At 75.9% G+C, this 23,554-nt stretch carries 16 protein-coding genes; 10 read left to right on the top strand and 6 right to left on the bottom strand.

What is annotated here, in order from left to right; genetic code table 11:
• Positions 1 to 15: 15 nt before the first annotated feature.
• Positions 16 to 483 (top strand): hypothetical protein, encoded by a 468-nt coding sequence (locus AB0H75_RS35610; protein WP_367804043.1) that lies wholly within the window; start codon positions 16 to 18, stop codon positions 481 to 483.
• On the opposite strand, the gene AB0H75_RS35605 is transcribed toward AB0H75_RS35610, so the two are convergent.
• On the bottom strand, positions 468 to 1,742 hold the full coding sequence (locus AB0H75_RS35605; RefSeq protein ID WP_367804042.1) for an MFS transporter: 1,275 nt from the start codon (positions 1,740 to 1,742) through the stop codon (positions 468 to 470). The two genes, AB0H75_RS35610 and AB0H75_RS35605, sit on opposite strands and share 16 nt — an antisense overlap.
• A gap of 155 nt (positions 1,743 to 1,897) precedes the next feature.
• Between AB0H75_RS35605 and AB0H75_RS35600 the strand changes: the two genes are divergently transcribed.
• From AB0H75_RS35600 to AB0H75_RS35575, 6 genes are all read left to right on the top strand, one after another.
• Positions 1,898 to 3,565, top strand: coding sequence for a fatty acyl-AMP ligase (locus AB0H75_RS35600; protein WP_367804041.1), 1,668 nt, complete (start codon positions 1,898 to 1,900; stop codon positions 3,563 to 3,565).
• Positions 3,558 to 5,999 (top strand): MMPL family transporter, encoded by a 2,442-nt coding sequence (locus tag AB0H75_RS35595; RefSeq protein WP_367804040.1) that lies wholly within the window; start codon positions 3,558 to 3,560, stop codon positions 5,997 to 5,999. Before AB0H75_RS35600 ends, AB0H75_RS35595 begins: the two co-directional genes overlap by 8 nt.
• Positions 5,996 to 7,381, top strand: coding sequence for an MFS transporter (locus tag AB0H75_RS35590; protein ID WP_367804039.1), 1,386 nt, complete (start codon positions 5,996 to 5,998; stop codon positions 7,379 to 7,381). Before AB0H75_RS35595 ends, AB0H75_RS35590 begins: the two co-directional genes overlap by 4 nt.
• A gap of 10 nt (positions 7,382 to 7,391) precedes the next feature.
• Entirely contained in the window at positions 7,392 to 8,588 is a 1,197-nt protein-coding gene (locus AB0H75_RS35585) for a glycosyltransferase (RefSeq protein WP_367804038.1), read from the top strand.
• Positions 8,589 to 8,643: 55 nt separating this feature from the next.
• Positions 8,644 to 9,930 carry a hypothetical protein gene (locus AB0H75_RS35580; RefSeq protein WP_367804036.1) on the top strand — a complete coding sequence of 429 codons (1,287 nt, stop codon included), beginning with the start codon at positions 8,644 to 8,646 and terminating at the stop codon, positions 9,928 to 9,930.
• Positions 9,931 to 10,040: 110 nt separating this feature from the next.
• Positions 10,041 to 10,373, top strand: a complete 333-nt coding sequence (locus tag AB0H75_RS35575) for a hypothetical protein (protein WP_367804035.1) — start codon at positions 10,041 to 10,043, stop codon at positions 10,371 to 10,373.
• Between the two features lie 47 nt (positions 10,374 to 10,420).
• Here AB0H75_RS35575 and AB0H75_RS35570 read toward each other — a convergent pair whose 3' ends face one another.
• The gene (locus tag AB0H75_RS35570; RefSeq protein WP_367804034.1) at positions 10,421 to 11,485 is read right to left on the bottom strand and encodes an alpha/beta hydrolase; all 1,065 of its coding nucleotides are present in this window, start codon (positions 11,483 to 11,485) and stop codon (positions 10,421 to 10,423) included.
• Between the two features lie 242 nt (positions 11,486 to 11,727).
• Here AB0H75_RS35570 and AB0H75_RS35565 point away from each other — a divergent pair, with 242 nt between their 5' ends.
• Positions 11,728 to 17,556: a beta-ketoacyl synthase N-terminal-like domain-containing protein gene (locus AB0H75_RS35565; RefSeq protein ID WP_367804033.1), complete on the top strand. Its 5,829-nt coding sequence runs from the start codon at positions 11,728 to 11,730 to the stop codon at positions 17,554 to 17,556.
• Positions 17,553 to 18,866: a crotonyl-CoA carboxylase/reductase gene (gene ccrA / locus AB0H75_RS35560; RefSeq protein ID WP_367804032.1), complete on the top strand. Its 1,314-nt coding sequence runs from the start codon at positions 17,553 to 17,555 to the stop codon at positions 18,864 to 18,866. Before AB0H75_RS35565 ends, ccrA begins: the two co-directional genes overlap by 4 nt.
• Here ccrA and AB0H75_RS35555 read toward each other — a convergent pair.
• From AB0H75_RS35555 to AB0H75_RS35545, 3 genes are all read right to left on the bottom strand, one after another.
• Positions 18,841 to 20,109 (bottom strand): PucR family transcriptional regulator, encoded by a 1,269-nt coding sequence (locus tag AB0H75_RS35555; protein WP_367804031.1) that lies wholly within the window; start codon positions 20,107 to 20,109, stop codon positions 18,841 to 18,843. The genes ccrA and AB0H75_RS35555 overlap by 26 nt on opposite strands.
• 129 nt (positions 20,110 to 20,238) lie before the next feature.
• Complete coding sequence (locus AB0H75_RS35550; RefSeq protein ID WP_367804030.1) at positions 20,239 to 20,439, bottom strand: EF-hand domain-containing protein; 201 nt, start codon at positions 20,437 to 20,439, stop codon at positions 20,239 to 20,241.
• A gap of 43 nt (positions 20,440 to 20,482) precedes the next feature.
• Positions 20,483 to 21,361, bottom strand: a complete 879-nt coding sequence (locus tag AB0H75_RS35545; RefSeq protein ID WP_367804029.1) for a LysR family transcriptional regulator — start codon at positions 21,359 to 21,361, stop codon at positions 20,483 to 20,485.
• A 62-nt stretch (positions 21,362 to 21,423) separates the two neighbouring features.
• Here AB0H75_RS35545 and AB0H75_RS35540 point away from each other — a divergent pair, with 62 nt between their 5' ends.
• Positions 21,424 to 22,407, top strand: a complete 984-nt coding sequence (locus tag AB0H75_RS35540; protein ID WP_367804028.1) for an aldo/keto reductase — start codon at positions 21,424 to 21,426, stop codon at positions 22,405 to 22,407.
• A gap of 19 nt (positions 22,408 to 22,426) precedes the next feature.
• On the opposite strand, the gene AB0H75_RS35535 is transcribed toward AB0H75_RS35540, so the two are convergent.
• Positions 22,427 to 23,551, bottom strand: a complete 1,125-nt coding sequence (locus tag AB0H75_RS35535) for an FAD-dependent oxidoreductase (protein ID WP_367804027.1) — start codon at positions 23,549 to 23,551, stop codon at positions 22,427 to 22,429.
• Positions 23,552 to 23,554: the final 3 nt, after the last annotated feature.

Genomic DNA, 23,554 nt, shown 5'->3' with positions numbered 1-23,554 from the left:
AGGAGACTCGTTCGCATGGACACCGTCACCGTATCCCGGGAAACCGCCGCCCCGCCGCCCGTCGTGCACGCCGCCGCCCTGCTCTGGATGGCGGCGGTCGCGTTCGGCGCCTTCGAAGCCGTCCTGATGATCACCCGGCTGCTCCTGGAGGGCACCGCCACGCTCGTCGAGCTGCTGCCCCAGGCCGGGTTCCGGCTGGCGGTCCTCGCCGGAGCGATCTTCCTGGCCCTGCGGCTGCGCCGCGGTCACAACTGGGCGCGCTGGACGCTGGCCGCCACCCTCGGCGTGTTCGGCACGCTGTCGCTGGTGATGGAGCCGATCCAATGGCTGCTGGACGGCGGCTCCGTCACCGGGGCGATGGCCGGGCTGGACGCCTGGGGCTGGGCCTTCGCGCTCAGCCGGACCCTGCACGTGCTGGCCGTGCTGGGAGCGGTGGTGCTGATGTTCCAGCCCAGGGCCAACGCCTACTACGCCTCGGCCTGAACCTGCGCCGGTGCGGAGGCGGGCGCGGGGGCCGCGGCGGGCGCGCGCAGGTTCCGTACGCCGGGGGCGAGCAGCGCGGCCAGCGTGGAGACCACGATGATGGCGGCGCAGCCGAGCAGCGACGCCTCCACGCCGAACTCCTCCGCCGCCCGCCCGGCCAGCAGCAGCCCGATCGGCCCGAACATCAGCGACCCGAGCATGTCGTACGAGCTGACCCGCGACAGCGCCTCGGCCGGCACCTCCTGCTGCATCGTGGTCTGCCACAGCACGCCGAACACGTCGAAGCACACCCCGAGCACGAACGCCCCCGCGACGGCCGCCCACAGCGGCGCGTCCACCCCGAGCAGCAGGTACGGCAGCGCGGGCGGCAGGCACAGCAGCACCGCCACCAGGATCGGCCGCTTCGGCCGCAGCCGCATCGAGACCAGCACCCCGGCGATCATCCCGATGGCCTCGCCCGCCAGGAACGCCGACCAGGCCACCGGCCCGCCCAGGCGCTCCTTGGCCAGCAGCGGCCCGAGCACGCCGTGGCCGGCCTCGAACGCCATGACCATCAGCGAGAACTGGGCCACCACGACCCAGATCCACTGCCGGCTGCGGAACTCCCGCCAGCCGTCCCGCAGGTCCGCCAGCACCGAGTGCCGCTCGGCTCCCGGCCGCCCGCTGTCCTCCATGCGCAGCAGTGCGACGGCCAGGCCCGCCACGCCGAACAGCGCCCCGCTGACCACCAGCGACCAGCCGCCGCCGAACAGCACCACCGTGCCGCCGCCCAGCACCGTCCCGGCCACCCGCGAGGAGTTCGCGCCGAGGCCGAGCAGCGCGTTGCCGGACTGCAGCCGGTCGGGCGGCACGACGTCCGGGATGATCCCGGTCAGGGCGGGCAGCGCGAGCGAGGTCGCGATCCCGGTCAGCGCCGCCGCCACCAGCAGCACGGGCATCGGCGTCCAGCCGGCCAGCATCATGATCCCCAGCGTGGCGTACCCGGTGGCGGCCAGCAGCTCGCCGGCCATCATCACCCGCTGCCGGGGCATCCGGTCCGCGATCACGCCGCCCACCAGCATGAACACGATCATGGGCAGCGAGGCCGCGGTGAGCACCACGGACAACGTGCCGGCGGTCGCGCCCGGCAGCTCCAGCACGCCGAACGCCAGGGCCACCGGAGCGAAGGCGCTGCCGAGGACGGAGAGCGTCCGCCCGGTCAGCAGCAGCGCGAACCGGCGATCCCGGAGCAGCCCGAGATCGCGAGCGTAACTGTGCATCGGTAACCCCCTACAAAACGGTCAAAGCCTCCCACCCTTCCGCAGGTCTTGTCACTCGATATAAAAGCGCGGGGGCGGAATGTGCGGAGGGATGGCAAGAACCGCGCCGGGCTTCTCCCGTAACTTGCTAGGTCCCTCCGGCGAAGGGACCCGGCATGGCCGACGACCTGTTGATCGCGCGGGTGGCGCGGTGGGCGCGGGAGGCTCCGGACGCGCCCGCCTACACGTTCGTGGACCACCTCGGCGACGGCTCCCGGCGGACGTACACGTGGGCGCGGGCCGACCTCAAGGCCAGGGCGCTGGCGGTGCGGCTGCGCGAGCTGGCCCGGCCCGGCGACCGGGTCGCCGTGCTCGCGCCCTCCGGGCTGGACTACGTGGTCGCCGTGCTCGGCGCGATGTACGCCCGGCTGGTCGCGGTCCCGCTGTTCGCGCCCGGCCTGCCCGGGCACGCCGAGCGGCTGGCGCGGGCCTTCTCCGACGCCGGGCCCGCCGCCGTGCTCACCACCACGGCCGCCCGGCCCGCCGTCGCCGCGTTCCTGGACGGCGCCGCCCCGCCCGGTGCGGGCCTGCCCGTGGTCGCGATCGACGCCGTCTCCGACCTGCTCGCCGACGAGTGGGAGCCCGAGCCGATCGCCCCCGGTGACCTGGCCTACCTCCAGTACACCTCCGGCTCCACCCGCGCCCCCGCCGGGGTCGAGATCACGCACGGCAACCTCACCGCCAACGCCGCCCAGCTCTGGGAGGTCTTCCGGGCCCGGCCCAGGACCTCGGTGGCGGTGCTGTGGCTGCCGCTCTTCCACGACATGGGGCTGGTCGCCACCGTCGCCATGCCGATCATGGGGGCCAACCGGGCGGTGTTCATGGACCCGGTGGCGTTCGTCATGAGCCCGGTGCGGTGGTTGCGGCTGCTGTCGGAGCACGACGACGTCTACACCGGCGCGCCCAACTTCGCCTACGAGTACACCGCCGCCCGCGTCCGCCCCGAGGACCGGGCCGGGCTGGACCTGTCCGGGGTGCGGGTCATGCTCAACGGCGCCGAGCCGGTCCGGCCGGGCGCGATCGCCGCCTTCGACGCCGCCTTCGCCGGGTGCGGGCTGCGGCCCGAGGCGCACACGCCCGCGTACGGGCTGGCCGAGGCCACCGTGTTCGTGTCCGCGGCCGACCGCGACGAGCGGCCCGTGGTGACCGCCTTCTCCCGCGACGCCCTGCGCGAGGGCCGCGCCGTGCCCTGGACCGAGGGGGCGGCCAGCCACCTGGTCGCCTGCGGCCGGCCGCACGGGCAGCGGGTGCGGATCGTCGGCGACGCCGGCGACCTGCCGGACGGGCACGTGGGCGAGATCCGGGTCCAGGGGCCGAACGTGGCCCGCGCCTACTGGCGCGACCCGGCCCGCAGCGCCGAGGTCTTCGGCCCGGACGGCTGGCTGCGCACCGGCGACCTCGGCGTGTGGCACGACGGCCGCCTGTACGTCACCGGCCGGATCAAGGACCTGGTCATCGTGGACGGCCGCAACCACTACCCGCAGGACATCGAGGTCACCGTCCAGGAGGCGCACGAGGCGGTGCGGCGGGACCGGGTGGCGGCGTTCGCGGTGCCGGGCGAGGACACCGAGCGGCTGGTCGTGGTGGCCGAGCGGTCGCGGCGCGGGCGGGGCGCCGACCCCGAGGAGGTCGGGCGGGCGGTCCGGGCCGCCGTCCGGGTGAGACACGACCTGCCGGTGCACGACTTCGTGCTGGCCGAGGCCGGCACCGTGCCCCGCACCTCCAGCGGCAAGATCGCCCGGCGCGCCTGCCTGCGGGCGTACCTGGAGGGCGCCCTTGTTTGAGCGCGCGGGCCGCCTGGTCTACCGCGGCAGGTGGACGCTGCTGGTGCTGAGCCTGGCGGCGGCCCTCCTCGTCGCGCCGCTCGGCATGGAGCTGTTCGGGCGGATGGCCGACGGCGGCTTCGAGGACCCGCGCGCCGACTCCACCACCGCCGCCCGCTGGAGCGACGACTGGTACGGCGCCCGCGCCCCCGACGTCGTCGTCCTCTACCGGCACCCGACGGTCGCGGCCCGCGACCCCCGCTACAGGAAGGCGGTGCACGACTCGCTGCGGGCGCTGCCGGCCGAGCACGTGCGGGGGCTGGTGACGTACTGGACGGCCGCCTCGAAGCGGATGGTGTCGCGGGACGGGCGCTCGACGTACGCGCTGGTCACCCTCAAGGGCGACAAGCAGGCCGCCTACGCCGCGATCGCCGACCGGCTGCGGCGCGTCAAGAACCTCCAGGTCTCCGTCGGCGGCCCGGTGCCGCTGCTGAAGGAGCTGAACGACCAGACCGCCGCCGACCTGGCCCGCGCCGAGGCCATCTCCATGCCGGTGCTGCTGGTGCTGCTGGTCGTGGTGTTCGGCAGCCTGGTGGCGGCGGGGCTGCCGCTGCTGGTGGGGGCGTTCGCGGTGCTCGGCGCGCTGGTGCTGCTGCGGCTGCTCACCGAGGTCACCGAGGTCTCGGTCTTCTCGCTCAACGTCGTCACCATGCTCGGGCTCGGGCTGGCCGTGGACTACTCGTTGTTCGTGCTGAAGGCGTTCAGGGAGGAGATCGCGGCGGGGGCGTCGAGCGAGCAGGCCGTGGTGCGGACCGTGGCCACCGCCGGGCGCACGGTCGCGATCTCCGGGCTGACCGTGGCGACGGCGCTGCTCGGGCTGCTGCTGTTTCCGCAGATGTTCCTGCGCTCGATCGGGCTCGGCGCGGCGGCGGTGGTGCTGGTCGCGATGGGCGCGGCGCTCGTCGTGCTGCCCGCCGTGCTCGGCATGCTCGGGCCGCGCGTGAACGCCCTCCGGCTCACCCCCGACCTCGGGTACGGCGGGCGCGGCGGCGGCATGTGGCACGCCGTCGCCTCCAGCGTCATGCGGCGGCCCCTGCTCTACCTGGGCGGCGTGGCCGCCGTGCTGGTGGCGCTGGCCGGGCCGTTCCTGCACGTCGAGTTCGGCAACGTGGACCACCGCGTGCTGCCCGCCACCTCCGAGAGCCGCCGGGTGGCCGAGACCGTGGACCGGGACTTCGCGCGTAACTCCATGGCCGCCGTGGACGTCCACGTCCTGGTCGAGCGCTCCTTCGCCGAGCCGCCCGCCCGGCCGGGCCCGCTCGGGCAGGGGTACACCCCGATCAGCGCCGTCACCCCCGTCACGCCCGGGGACGCCGGGCCGCTGGCCGACCGGCTGCGCCGGCTGCCCCACGTGACCGGCGTGGACGTCGCCGGCCTGTCGCAGGACAACGGAGCCGTGCGGCTCGCCGTCCGCTACGACGTGGACCCCATGTCGCGGGAGGCGCGGGCGCTGGTCACCGCCATCAGGACGCTGTCGCCGCCGGAGCCGAACGTGCGGCGCGTGGTGGTCGGCGGGCCGACCGCCGCGCAGCTCGACCTCATGGACAGCCTCACCGCGCGGCTGCCGTGGATGGCCCTGGTCGTGGGGTCGGTGACCGGGGTGCTGCTGTTCGCCGCCTTCGGGTCCGTGGTGCTGCCGGTCAAGGCGCTGCTGATGAACGTGTTGTCCATCGGGGCGTCGTTCGGGGTGATCGTGTGGGCGTTCCAGGAGGGGCACCTGGCCGGGGTGCTGCACTTCACCTCGACCGGGACGATCGAGGCGACGGTGACCGTGCTGATCCTGGCCGTGGTGTTCGGGCTGTCGATGGACTACGAGCTGTTCCTGCTGTCACGGGTGCGGGCCGAGTGGCTGCGGACCGGGGACAACACCGCCGCCGTGGCCGCCGGGCTCCAGCAGACCGGTGGCGTCATCACCAGCGCGGCGCTGCTGCTGCTGGTGGTCATCGGGGCCTTCTCGACGGCCGGGATCACGATCGTGAAGCTGCTCGGGGTGGGGTTGTTCGTGGCCATCGTGGTGGACGCCACGCTGGTGCGGGCGCTGCTGGTGCCCGCCACGATGCGGCTCATGGGCGGCGCCAACTGGTGGCTGCCCCGGCCGCTGCGCGCCCTGCACCGGCACGTCGAGCTGCGCGAGGCCCCGCCCGCGAAGCTGCGCGAGGCCCCGCCCGCGACGCTGCGCGAGGCCCCGCCCGCGACGCTGCGCGAGGCCCCGCCGGCGACCTCCGGGGCCGGCACCGGTCCGGTGCCGCTGCCGGCCCGCGGGGACGGGGACCCGGAGCCCGGCCGGCCGGGGGAGGGCGGGTCGCGGTGGGTGCGGATCGCCGGGGGACGGGACCGGGTGGTGCGGGCCACGCCCGACGGCACCGGCTGGACCTGGGTGGAGGTGGACCGGTGAGCGGGCCGGCGGGCGGCCTCGCCGCCGCGCGGGTGGACGGGCGGTGGCTGCTGGCGGCCGTCGGGCTGGCCGGGTTCCTGACCACCCTCGACAACACGGTCGTCACCGTCGCGCTCCCCAGCATCCAGCACGACCTCGGCGCGAGCCTGGCCGCCCTGGAGTGGGTGGCCACCGGCTACCTGCTGACGTTCGCGGGCCTCATGCCCGCCGGCGGCCGGCTGGCCGACGTCTGGGGGCACCGCGGGACCCTGCTGGCCGGGCTGGCCCTGTTCACCGTGGCCTCGCTCGCGGCCGGGCTGGCGGCCACGATCCACCTGCTGGTCGCCGCCCGCCTGGTCCAGGGGGCCGGGGCGGCGCTGGTGCTGCCCGCGACGCTCGCCGTCCTGGCCGGGCAGGAGGAGCGGCGGCGCTCCGCCGGGGTGGCGGTCTGGATGGCGTCCGGCGCGGGCGCGCTGGCGCTCGGGCCGGTGGCCGGCGGGTACCTGAGCCAGCACGCCCACTGGAGCTGGGTGTTCCTCCTCAACGTGCCGCTGGGGGCCGCCGTCGTCGCGCTCGCCGCCGTGGCCGTGCCCCCCTCGGCGGTGGTCGCACGGTCGCTGGACGCGCCGGGCGTGCTGGCGTCGGCGGCGTTCCTGGCGGCCGGGACCTTCGCCCTCGTCCACGGCGGCGAGCACGGCTACGGCTCGCCGGCGGTCGCCGCCGCGCTGGCGGTCTGCGCCGGGGGCGGGGCGGCGTTCGTGCTGGTGGAGCGGCGGGCCGCCGATCCCATGGTGGACCTGCGGCTGTTCGCGGTGCGGGCGTTCGCGGGCGGGGTGGCGGCGCAGGTGTTGTGGGGGCTGGGCGTCAATGGGGTGTTCTTCTACACGGCGATCTTCCTTCAGGAGGTGCTCGGGTTCACGCCGACCGGGTCGGGGCTGGCGTTCGTGCCGCTCGCGCTGCTCGTGGTGCTGGTCACGCCGCTGGCCCCGACGGTGGAGCGGCGGCTGGGCGCGGGGCCCACGGTGGCGGCCGGGCTGGTGCTGGTCGCGGGCGGGATGGCGGCCGCGGCGACGCTGGAGGCCGGCGACGGGTGGGGGCGGCTGCTGCCCGCCGTGTGCGCGATCGGCATCGGCTCGGCGCTCACGATGCCGCTGGGCTCCGCCGTGCTCGGCGCGGTGCCGCCGGAGCGGGCCGGGGTCGCGGGCGGGGTGTTCTCGGTCAGCAGGGAGGTCTCCGGGCTGTTCGGGATCGCCGGGACCGGGGCCGTCGTGCACGCGGCCGGGAGCTTCGCCACCGGGTACGCCGCCGGCCTGCTGGTGGCGGCCGGGCTGGTGCTGGCCGGCGCGCTGATCGCCGTACGGACGCTGGACGGGCGGGCGCCCGGCGGGCGGGAGCCGAAGTGAGGGCGCCGGGATGAGGGTCGCGGTGCTGGCGCTGGGGTCGCGGGGCGACACGCAGCCGTCCGCCGCGCTGGCGCTGGAGCTGGCCCGGCGCGGGCACGCGGCCACGCTCGTGGCGGCGGCCCGCTACGCCGCGCTGGCCGGCCCCGGCGTGCGCCTCGCGCCGCTGAGCGTGGACCCGGTGGCCGTCCTCGACAGCGACGAGGGGCGGGCGTGGCTGGACGGCGGGCCCCTGGGGTTCGTACGCGGCCTCAGGACCGTCGTCGAGCCGCTGGCCGCCAGGCTGGTCGCCGAGGTGGACGCCGCCTGCGCGGGCGCGGACCTGGTGCTCGCCCCCGCGCTCGGCGCGTTCGGCCGGCACCTGCGCGAGCGGCACGGCGTGCCGTACCGGATCCTGCAGTTCCAGCCGAGCGAGCCGACCGGCGAGTTCCCCAACCCGCTGCTGCCGCTCGCCACCCTCGGCCGGCTCGGCAACCGGGCCTGCTACGCGCTGGTCGAGCGCCTGGGCTGGCTGGTGCTCGGCCGCATGGTGAACCGGCTGCGCGCCGAGGTGCTGGGGCTGGGGCCGCTGCGCGGCAGCCCGTTCGCGGCCGACCGGCGGGAGCGGGTGCCCGTCCTGTGCGGGGTCAGCCCCCTGGTGGTGCCGCGCCCCCGCGACTGGCCCGGCCACGTGCACCTCACCGGCTACTGGCGGCTGCCCGGCCGGGACGTGCCGCCGGAGGTGGCGGACTTCCTGGCGGCCGGGCCGCCGCCCGTCTTCGTGGGGTTCGGCAGCATGCCCTGCCCGGAGCGGACGGCCGAGGAGGTCGTCGCCGGGCTGCGGCTGGCCGGGCTGCGGGGGATCGTCCAGGGGCTGCCGGTCGAGGCGGGCGACGACGTGCTGCCGGTGGGGGAGGTCGCGCACGACCGGCTGTTCCCGCGCGTGGCGGCCGTCGTCCATCACGGCGGGGCCGGGACCACCGGGACGGCGCTGGCGGCGGGCGTGCCGAGCGTCGTCTGCCCGTTCTTCTCCGACCAGCCCTTCTGGGGGCGCCGGGTGGCGGCGCTCGGGGCCGGTCCCGCGCCGCTGCCGGCCCGGCGGCTCGGCAGGCGGGAGCTGGCGCGGCGGCTGCTGGCCGTGCCGGAGCACCGGGAGCGGGCGGCCGGACTGGGCCGGCGACTCAGGGTGGAGAACGGTGTCCGGACAGCGGTCGATCTTATTGAACGATGATGATCGTCCCGATATGGTGCGAATGACGACGATCGCCCCCAGGAAGTCAGGTGCCATGCGACAGCGGCTGCGGCAGCTCCTCGTCCTCGGAATCGCCCTCTCCTTCCTCGGGATCGGCGTCCCCGCCTGGTCGGCGGACGATCCACGTAGCTGCAACGACCTGCTCTCCAGCGACACCCCCGCGTACGTGGTCTGCACCTGGATGGCCACCCCCGAGGAGGCCGCCGACATCGCCAAGTTCTGGCTCGGCAACGACGGCCAGAACATGATCGACTCCGGCCCGCAGGGCACGATCAGGCTCGACTGCAACGACCCCGCCAACCAGTGCGCCGTGGACGGCGACAGCGGCGGCGACGGCGAGGCGCACGACCCGGGCGACCCGGACGTCGAGGGAGCCGAGGACGGCGGCACGCCCGAGTGCCGGAACGGCGAGGAGTGCTACACCGACGGCAGCGAGATCAGCGCCGCCGACAAGGCCGCCGCCCAGCAGAGCGCCGCCGGCCAGGCCGCGACCGCCGCCGCCCCGACCGGCCTGCGCCTGTGGATCGAGACCGAGCTGGCCGACGACTACAAGGCCGGCACGCTCGACGAGGCCGTCAAGAAGGCCGCCGCGCTGGCCGCCGCCCAGCCCGGCGTCGTCGGCATCCGCTTCACCTCGCAGCTCGGCTACAACCAGACGTTCGCCGACGCCGACGAGATCGACAAGTTCGTCGCCACGGCCGCCACCGCCCTGCGCGCCGCCGCCCCCGGCCGCAAGCTGTCGGTGCACACGCTGATGCCGGTGCTCGGCTGCGGCGCGAACGACGCCTGCAAGACCGAGATCGCCAAGAAGTACCCGCTGCTCGACCCCGACCGCGCCGGCGCCTGGCTGGCCAAGGGCTACGTGGACCAGCTCGCCCTCGACAACGCCCTGCTGTCCACCGCGTACACCACCTGGAAGATCGACGCCGCCGAGGCCCAGCGCAACCAGTCGATCCAGATCCGCGGCCGCGCCTGGGACGCCTACGCCCAGATCGCCGTCGAGGACTCCACGATCACCAGCGCGCTCACCGCCGAGCAGGCCACCAAGGCCCTGACCGACCGCGTCGCCGCTCCCCTCCAGGAGGACGCCGCCGAGACCGTCACCCTGTGGACCCGCTGGCAGGACGCCCAGGGCCAGGTCACCCGCGCCTACGGCGCGAAGTGGGCCGCCAGCCCCGCCTGGGACCAGCTCAAGAAGCTCGGCTCGGTCCGCGCCCGCCTGGCCACGGTCTACGACCCGGCCACCCCCGAGGTGGACCTCGCCACCGACCTGAAGAACCTGTCCGAGGTGTTCGGCCAGGTCTACCTGCACGCGGCCTGACCCGCGCGCTACCCCGGCAGTCGTTGCCCGCGCGGGGCGGGCGTGAGAGTTTCGGTAACCGACGGGGGTTATCCGACTCACACGCATCCGACTCACAAGGGGGCTCCGCCATGACGGAGAACTTCGCCGAACTGCCTGCCTCGCAGTCCGTGCGGCTGATCGACTTCGAGGAGGCGCGGGTCGTGCCGGGGATCGTTCCCGGCACGTTCATCCTGGTCGTCAACGGCACCAAGCCGTACCTCACCATGCAGGTCGAGCTGTCGCCGCTCGTCTACATCAGGCAGCCCGAGCACTGGGGGATCGAGGTCGTCGGGCGGGTGCGCGGCATCGGCCTGCCGGCGACCGCGCCCTACTCGGTGTCGCTGCCGCTGGACGGCGTCCTCGGCACCAAGGGGATCGAGGTGATCGGGGCGGGCAGCCGCAAGACGTTCGACGTGCCGTAAGGACGCGCCGCGCGGCGGGCCGGGCGCGGGCCGCGCGCCCCCGCCCGTCACCCGTCGCGCAGCCCCAGCGCCCGCACGATCATCGGGTACGACCGCTTGAACTCGCGCGTCCAGTACGGCCAGGTGTGTGTGCCGTCGCCGTAGAGGTGGAAGGTGTGCGGGATGCCGAGCCGCTTCAGCCGGGCGCTGAGCGCCCTGGCGGTGTAGGCCGAGATCGGCTCGCCCAGGTGGGCCGCGTTCCAGGGGGCGTCGGGCGCGTCCAGCGGGCCGTTGAGCGAGGTGCTGCCGCTGGACATGTAGATGCTGGTGCCCCGGAGCCCGGCGGCGAGGGCGAGGGGGTCGTTGGCGGCCCACACCTTCTTGTTCCGCCGCGGGTCGCCCCACAGCGCCAGCGGGTCCTGCTTCTCGCTGGCCTGGGCGTTCATGATGATCGCGGGGATGCCGGGCAGCCGGGTGGCCATGATCCCGCTGTAGGCGCCGGCGAAGCGGAACATCCGGGGGTGGGCGGCGGCGTACTTCATCGCGCCGTACGCGCCCATCGACAGCCCGGCGACGGCCCGCCGGGTGCCCGCCCGGTAGCCGATCTCCAGCAGCCGGCGCACCTCGTAGGTGTGGAACGTCGCCCACTTCGGCGGCCCGCCCCGGCCGGCGTTGTACCAGTCGGAGTAGTTGCCCGCCCGGCCCGCCTCCGGCATGACGACGATGGCGTCCAGGTTCGCGGTGAACGTGGACACGTCCGTCATCCGGGTCCACGAGGTGTAGTCGTCGGCGCCGCCGTGCAGCAGGTACAACACCGGCCACGTCCGGCCGGCCGTGCGCGACCAGCCGCGCGGCAGGAGCAGGCGGACCGGCGTGAGCCTGCCGACGGACGGCGAGGAGATGAGCAGGTCCAGCGTGCGGGCGTCGAGGCGGCGCTCGCTGACCACGCGGGCGGGGCCGGGCAGCGCCTTCTGGCCGGGGGCGTACCCGGTGGTGGGGGAGGGGGCGGCGGTCCGCTGCCGCCGGGGCGGGTCGTCCTCGCCGGCGAAGGACCAGTCGGGGTCGGCGCGGGCGGGGGACGCGCACGCGAGCAGCAGCGCCGTCACCGTGGCCAAGGCCGCCAGGGCACGCATGGGGAGCCCCCTTCGCTGTGGGTGCAGGCGAGGGTAGGGCCCGGCGGGGAGGGGCGGCTATGACGTGGCGCAACGAAATGGGGCCGCCCGTTGTGGCCCTCGGGACAAAGTCCGGGGCGATTGTCACCGGCGTGACAAAACGGAACGGAGGAATGTTCCGTCCGGCCGTGACGCCCGCGCCGCGCCGCTGAGTAGGGTGGCCGATCACCCCGGCCCCGGCGCACGCGGAGTGTTTCGTGGACATGGCCAGTGAGCGAGAGATCCGGAGTTTCCTCACCGAGCGGCTCGGCGGGCAGGTGGACCCCGACCGGCCGCTGGAGGAGCACGGGCTGTCCTCGCGCGAGGCCGTCGCGGTGGCGGGCGAGCTGGGCGAGCTGCTGGGCCGCGAGCTGAGCCCCACGCTCGTCTGGGAGCACCCGACCATCAACCGGCTCGCCCGCGCGCTGTCGGCCCCGCGCGAGGGGGCCGAGGCGACCGGCCCGGCGGGGGAGCCGGTCGCGGTCATCGGCGTCGGCTGCCGCCTGCCGGGCGCGCACGGCCCGCGGGCGTACTGGGAGCTGCTCCTGGGCGGCCGGGACGCGGTCGGCGAGGTGCCCGAGGGCCGGTGGGAGTGCTTCGACGACGGCTCCGCGCGGACCCGGGAGGTGCTGGCGGGCACCACCAGGCACGGCGGGTTCCTGGCGGACGTGGCCGGCTTCGACGCCGCGTTCTTCGGCATCGCGCCCGGCGAGGCCGCCGTCATGGACCCGCAGCAGCGCCTGCTCCTGGAGACCGCGTGGGAGGCGCTGGAGCACGCGGGCCACGCCCCGAGGTCGTTGTCCGGCAGCCGCACCGGCGTGTACGCCGGCCTGTCCGCCACCGAGTACGCCTACCTGACCGGCGCCGACCTGGCCGCCGTGGACGCCTGGACGGCCACCGGGGCCGCGTCCAGCATCGCCGCCAACCGGCTGTCGTACCTGCTGGACCTGCGCGGCCCCTCCCTGGCCGTGGACACCGCCTGCTCCTCCTCCCTCGTCGCGACCCACCTGGCGGTCGCCGGGCTGCGTGCCGGCGAGTGCGACCTGGCGCTCGCCGCCGGCGTGAACCTCCTGCTGTCGCCCCTGGTCACCGTGGCCTTCGACCGGGGCGGCGGCACCGCGCCCGACGGCCGCTGCAAGGCGTTCGACGCCGCGGCGGACGGCATGGTGCGGGCCGAGGGCTGCGGCGTCGCCGTGCTCAAGCGCCTGGCGGACGCGGTGCGCGACGGCGACCGGGTGCTGGCGGTGATCAGGGAGAGCGCGACCAACCAGGACGGCCGCTCCAACGGCCTGGTCGCCCCCAACCCGGAGGCGCAGGAGGCGCTGCTGCGCCAGGTGTACGGCCGCCTCGGCCGGGGGCCTGACTACATCGAGGCGCACGGCACCGGGACCTTCCTCGGCGACCCCATCGAGGCCCGGGCCATCGCCGCCGCCGTCCCCGGGCCGGTGCTGCTGGGCTCGGTCAAGACCAACCTGGGGCACCTGGAGGCGGCGGCCGGCATCGCCGGGCTCATCAAGACCGTGCTCGCCCTGCACCACGGGACGATCCCGCCCAGCCTGCACTTCCGCACCCCCAACCCGCACATCCCGTGGGAGCGGCTGCGCGTGGTCACCGCCCCGACCCCCTGGCCGCGCGGCGACGGGGCACCGGCGCGGGCCGGGGTGTCGGCGTTCGGGTTCGGCGGGACCAACGCCCACGTCGTCCTGGACGCCTTCCCCGCCCAGGAGGGCGACCAGGATGGCGGGCCCGCCGACCGGGCCAAGCACGTCTTCCTGCTCACGGACGCGACCCCGGAGCGGGTCGAGCGCCACGCCCGCGTCCTCGCCGCCCGGCCGCCCGCCGCCGACCTGGCGGACGTGGCCCACACCCTGGCCAGGCGGGCGGGACGCGGGCGGGTGGCGGCCGCCGTGGTGGCGGGGGACGCCGGCGAGCTGGCCGAGCGGCTGCGCGCCGTGCGGCCCGCCGAGCGCGTGCCCGCCGAGGGCCCCGTCTGGGTCTTCAGCGGCTACAGCCCGCACCGGCCCGACCTGGAGCTGTACGCCCGCGAGCCGGCCTACCGCCGCACCATCGACCGGCTGGCCCCCCTGCTGCGCGAGGAGGCGGGCATCGACGTCCACGACCCGGCCGCGTCGGGCGTGGCGGCGCTCCAGCCGATCATCTTCGCCACGCAGCTCGCGCTGGCCGAGACGTGGCGGGCGTACGGGTTCGAGCCCGCCGCCGTGATCGGCCACTCGATGGGGGAGGTGGCCGCCGCCGTGGTGGCCGGCGGGCTCGGCGCCGAGGACGGCGTGCGGGTGATCTGCGCGCGGGCCCGGCTGCTCGGCGGGCTGGGCGGCGGCGGGGCCATGGCGGTCGTCGAGGTCGTTGCCGGGGAGGTGCCGGACGACCTGCACGTGGCCGTGTACAGCTCGCCGGCGCAGACCGTGGTGACGGGGGAGCCGGAGCGGGTGGCGGAGTTCGCCGCGTCGGTGGCGGCGCGGGGGCTGTTCGCGCGGACGCTGACGGCCGAGGGGGCGGGGCACTCGCCGCAGGTGCGGCCCCTGGTGCCGGTGCTGCGCGAGGCGCTGGGCGGGATCGCGGGCGGCAAGCCCGCCGTCCCCTACTACTCGCCGGTGTTCGAGGACCCGCGTGAGACGCCGACGTTCGAGGCGGCGTACTGGGCGGCCGGGCTGCGCCGCCCGGTACGGCTCATGCAGGCCGTCCAGGCGGCGGCCGGCGACGGGCACACCCTCTTCACCGAGCTGGGGCCCCGGCCGCTGCTGTCCGGGGCGCTCCGCGACACCCTGCCGGCCGCCGCCCGGATCACCGAGGGCCCCTTCCACGACCAGGTCGCCGCCGCGGCCCTGTCCGTGGTGCCGCGCACGCGCGGGCGGCTGGCCGACGTGCCGCACTCGCCCTGGCAGCACGTACGGCACTGGGCCGCGCCGGCCCGCCGCGCGGCGGGCCACCCGCTGCTCGGCACGCACGTCGAGACCCCCTCCCGGCACTGCTGGACCACCACCCTGGACGACCTCGCCGACGCGCCCTGGCGGCTGCCGCCCGGCGAGTGGCACCGCGACGGCCACCCCGTGCTCCCGCCCGCCGTCCTGGACCGGCTGGCCCGCGCCGCCGCGGCCGAGGTCCACGGCGAGCCGGACGTCCACGACGTCGCCCTCCACGCCCACCTGCCCCTGCCCGCCCGGGTGACGGTGACCCTGGCGGGCGGGCGCGTCGAGCTGTCGGCCAAGAACGCGGCGGGCGCCTGGACGCTCCACGGCAGCGCCACCCTCGGCCCGGCGCCGGCGGCCCCGGAGCCCCCGCCGGACGGGACGGCCCCGGCGGGCCGGGCCGCCGCGGACGCCCCGGCGGGCGGGGGCGCCTGGCCGCCTGACGGTCCCGTTCCCACCCGGCTGGACGCCAAGCTCGTCGCGCGCTCCTGGGTACGCGTGCCGCCGCCGCCCGAGGCGGGCGCGGCCCGCGCGTGGCGCGTCCTGGACGGCGAGGAGGACCCGCGGGCCGCCCGCCTCGCCGCCCTGCTGCCCGAGCCCTCCCCTGGGGCGCCCGAGCACGTCCTCGTCCTGCCGCCGCGCGGTCTCGACCCGGCGGCCGCCCAGCGGGTCGTGCTCCAGGTGGCCGGCCTGGTCCGGCAGGGGGCCCGGGTCACGATCGGCACCGAGCGGGCCCAGCCCGTACGCGCCGGCGAGCCCGCCGACCCCGGACCGGCCGCCCTCCGCGCGCTGGTCAGGGTCCTCGCGCTCGAACACCCCGGCGCCCGCGCCGCGCTCGTGGACTACGACGACCTCGCGGCCCTGGCCAGGGAGCTGTCCGGGGACTCCGGCGAGGACGAGGTGGCCTGGCGCGCGGGCACCCGCCACGCCGCCCGCCTGCGCCGCCTCCCCCTCCCGCCCTCCGCCCGTCCGGGTCCCGTGGCCGGGCCCGGCGCGTACGTCATCACCGGCGGCCACGGCCACCTCGGCCGCCTGGCCGCCCGCTGGCTGGCCGCCCGCGGCGCCACCCGCGTCGTCCTGAACGCCCGCACCCCGCACCCGGGCGGCACGACCGTCACCGGCGACCTCGCCGCCCCCGGCACCGCCGAGCGCCTGGTCGCCGCCGCCACCGAGGGCGGCCTGCGGCTGCGCGGCGTCATCCACGCCGCCGGCGTGCTCGGCGACCGCCTGATCGCCGACCTCGACCCCGGCGGCCTCGCCCGCGTCTGGTCCGCCAAGGTCACCGGCGCCCAGCGCCTCCACGAGGCCACCAAGGACCTCGACCTCGACTGGTGGGTGGCGTTCTCCTCGGCGGCGTCGCTGCTCGGCTCCCCTGGCCAGGCGGCCTACGCCACCGCGAACGCCTGGCTGGACGCCCTGTGCGAGCGCCGCCGCGCCGAGGGGCTGCCCGCCCTGAGCGTCAACTGGGGCCCGTGGGCCGGCACCGCCGCCCCCGCCACGCCCGCCGTGGAGCCCCTGACGGCCGAGGAGGGCATGGAGGCCCTGGAGGCGCTGCTCCAGCGCGACCTGCCGGCCGGGGTGGTCAAGCTCGACCCCGCCCGGGCGGTGACCCTGTTCCCGGAGCTTCCCAGCATTCCGTACTTCTCGGACCTCGCCGAAGCCCCGCCCCGGCCCGCGTCCCCGCCGTCCGCCCCGGGCGCTTCGGCCGCCCCGGCCGCTCCGTCCGCCCCGGCCGCTCCGGTCCTCGCCGGCCTCCCGCCGGACGAGGCCCTGGCCGCCGTCACCCGCACGATCGGGGAGCGTGCCGCCGCCGTCCTGGGGCTGGACCCGTCCCGGCTGGAGGGCGGCGCCGTCCTGACGGACCTCGGCCTGGACTCCCTGGCCGCCACCCGCCTGCGCGGCACGATCGAGCACGACTTCGGCGTCCACGTCCCCACGGCCCCGCTGCTCAAGGGCGGCACCCTGGACGCCCTGTCCCGGACGGTGGCCGAGCGCCTGGGCCTCGCGGAGCCCCCGGTGGAGCCCAGGGACGCCGCCGAGCGCGAGGTCACCCGCGTCCTGGCGGACCTGCTCGGCCGCACCCCGTCCGTCACCGAGCCGCTGGCCCCCGACGTCCTGGAGAGGGCCCACGCCCTCCTGAGCCGGCGACCGACCGCCGAGCCCGCCACCGGGCCCGCCGCCGAGCCCGCCACCAGATCCGCCGCCGAGCCCGCCACCGGACCCGCCGCCGAGCCCGCCACCGGACCCGCCACTGGACCCGCCACTGGGCCCGCCACCGCCGCCGACCTGGCGGAGGCGATCCGGCGGGCCGACGAGGCCGAGGCCGGCCGCGGCACCCTCCGCCCCCTGACCCAGGCGGCCTCCGGCCCCCCGCTCTTCCTCGCCCACCCCGCGGGCGGCACCACCGGCGTCTACACCCTGCTCGCCGCCCGCCTGCCCGCCCCCGTCCTCGGCCTGGAACGCCTCGACCTGCCGGGCATCCCCGCCCGCGCCGCCGAGTACGCCCGCGCGATCAGGCGGGCCGCGCCGCCCCCGTACCGCCTGGGCGGCTGGTCGTTCGGCGGCATCCTGGCCTTCGAGACCGCCCTGCTGCTCGGCGAGGACGACGTCGAGCTGCTCGCGATGATCGACGCCGGCCTGCCCGACGAGGTCCCGCAGCCGCGGCTCAGGCAGCTCCAGGCCCGCCGCTACGCCGCCTTCGCCGCCTACCTGACCAGGACGTACGGCACCCCGATCCCCCTGGACGCGGCCGAGCTCGAACCCCTCGACGAGCCGGCCCAGCTCGCCCTCGCCGAGGCCAGGATCGCCGGTTCTGGCGTCCTCGCCACCCTGCCCCCGGCGATCCTGCGCCACCAGCTCACCTCCCACGACGACACCCGGGCCATCGAGCGTTACCGCCCCGCCCGCCCGTACCACGGCCGCGCCGTCCTCTACCGCTCCACCGACCCCGCCCCCTGGGCCGTCGAGGACCCCCGCTACGCCCACACCGGCGACCCCGCCCGCGGCTTCGCCCCGTACGCGCCCCGCCTGGAGATCGTCGAGATCCCCGGCTCGCACCACCTCAACCTGCTCGACCCTCCACACGTCGAGGTCATCGCCGAGCACCTGAAGGGACTCCTCTCGTGAACACGACAGCACTCGCCGAGGCGGTGGTGGCCGGAGCCGCGCCCGCCGAGCTGGAGCACCTGGACGTGCCCGCCACCTACCGCGCCGCCCACCTCCGCAAGGACGAGGTCGGCCTGTTCGACCAGGACGAGCCCGACAAGGACGTCCGCCGCACGCTGCACGTCGGCGAGGTGCCGATGCCCGAGCTGGCCCCGGACGAGGTGCTGATCGCCGTCATGGCCAGCGCGATCAACTACAACACCGTGTGGTCGGCGATGTTCGAGCCGGTGCCGACGTTCGCGTTCCTGGAGCGGTTCGGGCGCAGCGACCCCCGGCACGACCTGCCCGTGCACGTCCTCGGCTCGGACGCGGCCGGCGTGGTCGTCCGCACCGGCCGGGCGGTGCGCCGCTGGCGGGTCGGCGACCGGGTGGTCACCAGCCCCGCGTACGTGGACGGCGAGGACCCGGTCGTCCAGCACGACGGCATGCTGGCCGGGGACCTGCGCGCCTGGGGCTTCGAGACCAACTTCGGCGGCCTGGCCGACTTCGCCGTCGTCAAGGCCACCCAGCTCCTCGCCAAGCCCCGGCACCTGAGCTGGGAGGAGGCGGCCTGCAACATGTTGTGCGCCTCGACGGCGTACCGGATGCTGGTGGGGGAGCGCGGCGCGCGCATGAAGCAGGGCGACGTGGTGCTGCTGTGGGGCGCGACGGGCGGCCTCGGCGGCTACGGCGTGCAGCTCGTCAGGAACGGCGGCGGCATCCCGGTCGGCGTCGTCGGCACCCCCGAGAAGGCCGAGCTGCTGCGCAGGATGGGCTGCCCGCACGTCGTGGACCGCTCGCAGCTCGACGGCGGCCTGGGCGACGAGAAGGGCTGGCGGCGGCTCGGCGCCGAGGTCAGGCGGCTGGTGGGCGAGGACCCGGCCATCGTGTTCGAGCACACCGGACGGGAGACCTTCGGCGCCTCGGTGTACGTCGCCCGGCGCGGCGGCGCGGTGGTGACCTGCGGTTCCTCCAGCGGCTACGCCCACGAGTACGACAACCGGCACCTGTGGATGAAGCTCAAGCGCATCATCGGCTCCCACGGGGCGAACTACCAGGAATGCCACGAGGTGAACCGGCTCATCTCGCTCGGCATGGTCCATCCCACGCTCTCGGCCGCGTACCCGCTGGAAGGGGCGGCCGAGGCGGCCCGCGCCGTGCAGCTCAACCGGCACGTCGGCAAGGTCGGCGTGCTCTGCCTGGCCCCCGCCGAGGACCTGGGCGTCGAGGACCACGCCCTGCGCGAGCGCGTCGGCGAGGACCGGCTCAGGCTCTTCCGGCAGCCCCTCTGACCGTGCCGTTCACCGGGCCGTTCACCGGGCCGTTCACCGTGCTGCCGCCCGCCGTGCCGCCCGCCGGGCTGTTCAGCGCCTGGCGGGCGCGCAGCGCGATCTCCAGCTCGAAGCGCACGTCCGGGTCGGCCAGCTGCTCGCCGTACAGCTCCTCCAGCTGGCGCAGCCGGTAGCGCACGGTCTGCGGGTGGACGTGCAGCCGGGCGGCCACCTCGCCCGCGCCCCGCCCGTGCCGCAGCCAGGCCAGCAGCGTCTCGGCCAGCCGGTCCTGCTGGTTGGGGCGCAGGTGGGCGAGGGGCGCGAGGCGTACCTCGGCCAGGGCGCTGACCAGCTCCTCGTCCTTGAACACCACCAGCGTCGCCAGGTGCTCCTCGCAGCGGATCAGGCCGCGCGGCAGCACCCCGCGCCGCGACAGCTCCAGCGCCTCCCTGGCCCACCGCAGGGACGTCCCCGCCGCCGCCAGCGGCACCGCCGGCCCGATCGCGCCCCAGTAGCCGCGCAGCCCGTGCTCCAGCATCTGCGCCTGCCCGGGGCCGCTGGGGTCGGGCACCAGCAGGCACGGCACGGTCCGCTCCAGCCCGGCCAGCACGTCGGGCGGCAGCGCCGGCATCCGGTACGCGACGCCGGGCAGCCCGCCCGGCAGCCCGCCCGGCAGCCCGCCCGGCAGCCCGCCCGGCAGGTCGTCGAGGGCGACGCAGGCGACCGTCCTCGGCAGCCGCCACCCCGCCGCCTTGGCCAGCTCGGCGATCGCCTCGGGGCCCGCGGCGGGCTGGCTGAGCAGCAGGTCGAGCAGCCGCCCGCGGCGCCGCTCGATCTCCCCGGCCGCCCGCGCCCTGGCCTCCTCGAAGCCCTCGGCCGCGGCGTCGGCGAGCTGGTCCAGGTAGACGAAGATGGTCTCGCCCAGGTCGTACAGGGACTGGGGCGACAGCCCGAGCGGGTCGGCGATCTCCGTGAGCCGCCGCCACCCGACCCGCGCGCCGAGCCGGAGGGCGGTCTGGAGCGGCTCCAGGTTGCGCCCCTCGGCGGCCTCGCCCTTGCCGATCATGCGGAACGGCTCGGGGTCCCACGGGGCGTCCGGGTTCTCGACGCGGTCGATGAAGCCCTCGACGGCCTGCTCGACCGCCGTCCGGACGACCTTGATGTAGAGCTCGTCCTCCGGCCGGGCGTACTCCGGGATCCGGCTCTGGATCTCCTCGACCACCTCGTCGGAGACCCGGCCGATGCCCGACCTGAGGGTTCGCACGATGCCCGCGGGTGTACGGCTCTCGCGTGGGTCACTCTTGTTGGCCATCGTCCCTCCTGCCGCCATTGTGACCCAGGCGACAGAAGTTGTGTAGCAAATGCTTGTTTTATCACTTCCGGCTAGACCGGATCACCGGTCCACGAAAGCCCCGAACTCCTCGACGTCGATGAGCCCGTCCCCGTCCTTGTCCAGCTTGCGCACGCCCTCCTGCGCCGCCTCCAGCGTCACCGGCTGGCCCAGGATCTCCATGAGCCGGACGAGCTCCTCGGCCGAGATCCGGCCGTCCTTGTCGACGTCGATGAGGTCGAAGGTGATCGCGTAGTCACTCATCGGGGGCCTTTCTCCTGTGCTGATCCGGTACGGATATTCGCGTTCAGACCTTAGTGGCGACCTGTCGTAGCGCGTTGATGAATGCCACGACTTGCGGGCTCCTGTCACCCTCCCGCCACGCGATCGCCAGTTCCCCGGGAGCCAGCCCCGTAACCGGCCGGTACGCCATTCCCGGCCGGTTGTAGAGCCGCGCGTTGCCCTCCGCCACGAGCACCACGCCGAGCCCGCTGATCACCGCCTCGAACACCTCCTCCGGCGTGTTGGCGGTGAAGCCCACCACCGGCTCGTCGTCCCGCGCGTCCAGGGCGAGCCAGAAGTCCCGCAGCGGCCCGGCCGCCGGGGGCAGCGCGATGAACGGCTCGTCCCGCAGCGCCGCGAACGGCACCTCCGCCAGCGCCGCCAGCGGGTGATCGGCCGGCATGGCGACGCCCCTGTCCTCGGTGGCCAGCACGTACGTGCCCACCCCGGCCGGCACCGGCAGCCAGAGGAACGCCACGTCGGAGGTGCCATCGGCCAGCCCGCCGGACGGGTCGTCCCAGCCGACCAGCCGTAACGACACCTCCCACCCCGGCATCGCCGCCCGGAAGCGCCGCAGCGCCGCCTGCTGCAACCCCCGCCCCACGGCGGTCTGCATCCCGATCACCAGCGTGCCGGTCGGCGCCGCCGCCCGCGCCTCCTCCACCCCGGCCGCCCACCGCTCCAGCAGCTCCCGCGCGACCGGCAGCAGCACCTCCCCCTGCCGGGTCAGGACGACCCCGCCGTGCACCCGCTCGAACACCTCGAACCCGAGCTGCCGCTCCAGCGCCCTGAGCTGCTTGGACAGGGCCGGCTGCGACACGAACAGCCGCTCGGCCGCCCGCGTGACGTTCAGCTCCTCCGCCACCGCCACGAAGTACCGCAGATCCCGCAGATGCACATCCATAACCAGTGGTTATCACAACAGCTCTTGGACACGTCCCGCCCGCCGGGGGCACCATCGACGCCATGAAGACACGCCGCCTCGCCAACCTCCAGGTCCCCGCCATCGGCTACGGCGCCATGGTGCTGTCCCCGGGGATCTACGGCGACATCGACGACACGCGCGCGGCCGCCGCGCTCAAGGCGGCCCTGGACGGCGGTGCCACCCACGTGGACACCAGCGACGCCTACGGCGCCGACGGCCACAACGAACGCCTCGTCGGCCAGGCGATCAAGGGCCGCAGGGACGAGGTCGTGCTGGCCACCAAGTTCGGCCTGGCGATCCCCGAGGGCGAGCCCAGCCGCCCGTACCCCGTCGGCTACGCCTTCCGCGAGCTGCGGGTGAACGCCGAGCCCCGCCTGGTCCGCCGCTACGCCGAGCGCAGCCTGCGCAACCTCGGCACGGACGTCATCGACCTCTACTACCTGCACTACCCGGACCCCGGCGTGCCGATCGAGGACACGGTCGGCGCCATGGCGGACCTGGTCCGCGACGGGCTCGTCCGGCACGTCGGCCTGTCCAACGTCACCGCCGCCCAGTTGCGCGCCGCCCACGCCGTCCACCCGGTGACCGCCGTCCAGAACGAGTGGTCGATGTGGCGCCCGATCGCCCCCGACCTGCTCGCGGCCGCCCGCGAGCTGGGGGTGGGCCTGGTCGCCTGGAGCCCCCTGGGCAACGGCTTCCTGACGGGCACGGTGGAGACCCTGTCCGGCGAGGACGACTTCCGCCACAACGCCCCCCGCTTCTCGGCCGAGAACCTCGCCGCCAACAACGACCGCTACGCCCCCGTCCGCGCGCTGGCCGCCCAGCTCGCCATCACCCCGGCCCAGCTCGCCCTGGCCTGGCTCCTCCACCAGGACGAGCACGTGGTCGCCATCCCGGGCAGCCGCACCCCGTCCCACATCGAGGAGAACCTGTCGGCCGCCGACCTCACCCTGCACCCGGACACCCTGGCCCGCGTGGACGAGGCCCTGTCCAGGATCGAGGTGACCGGCGGCACCCTCCTCTGAGCAGCTCCGGGAAGCACGGCTACTGGACGTCGTCGAAGAGGGCGATCGCGGCGGCCGGGTCCGGGCTCACGAGGCGGTCGAGGCCCTCCGTCGCGAAGGACGCCCACCTGGCGGCGCGCGGCCACATCCGCTCCTCGAAGGCGCGGACGGCCTTGTCCAGGGCGGCGGGGTCGGCGGGGTCGGCGCCGAGGATCGCCTCGGCCAGCTCGGCGCCCTCCAGCATCGCGAGGTTCGCGCCCACCCCGAGCGGCGGCATCAGGTGGGCGGCGTCGCCCAGCAGGGTCACGCCGGGGACGTGGGCCCAGGTCGTGGGGACGGGCATGGTGTGCAGGGGGCGGGGGACGAAGGCGGTCCCGTGGCGGAGGAGGTCGAGCAGCGGGTCGGCCCAGCCGTCGTAGAGCGCGAGCAGGTGGGAGCGCACCGCCGCGGCGTCGGTGAGGTCCAGGCCCGCGTGCCAGTCCTCCGGCGCGCGGAACTGGGCGTACACCTTGACGTGGCCGCCGCTGTTGCGCTGGGCGGTGAGCGCCAGGTCCGGGCCGTACACCGACATGGAGCCGTCGCCGATCAGGCGGGCGAGGCCGGGGTGGCGGGTGTCGACCTCGTCGAGGGAGGTCTCCACGGCGGTGACGCCGGTGTAGCGCGGGACGGCCGGCGTGAGGGCCGGGCGTACCCGGGACCAGGCGCCGTCCGCGCCGACCACCAGGTCGAACTCCTCTTCCCGCCCGCCGGGGAAGCGGACGCGCGCCCGGCCGCCCGCCACCGGGACGACCTCGCTCACGCGCCGGCCCCACCGCACGTCGAGGGGGCCGAGCAGCAGATCGCGCAGCCGGCCGCGGTCGATCTCGGGATGGGCGGTGTCGTCGGGGCCGGGCGGCCAGTCGCGGAGCACGGCGCCGTCCGGGGACAGGATGCGCATGGCCTGGCCCTCGGGGCGGGACAGCGCGCGGAACCCGTCCAGCAGCCCGGCCTTGTCCAGCGCGAGCTGGCCCATCCCCCGGTGCAGGTCGAGCGTGCCGCCCTGGGGGCGGGCGGCGGGTGAAGGGTCGCGTTCGTGGACGGTGACGGGGTGGCCGTGGCGGTGCAGGACACGGGCGAGGGTCAGGCCGGCCGGGCCGGCTCCCACAACGGCGATACGGTGTCTCATGTC

It is taken from the genome of Nonomuraea sp. NPDC050783 (assembly GCF_040802095.1).
Taxonomy (GTDB): domain Bacteria; phylum Actinomycetota; class Actinomycetes; order Streptosporangiales; family Streptosporangiaceae; genus Nonomuraea.
Note: the sequence above shows the minus strand (reverse complement) of the source record. Positions and strands in the feature narration are given on the sequence as shown.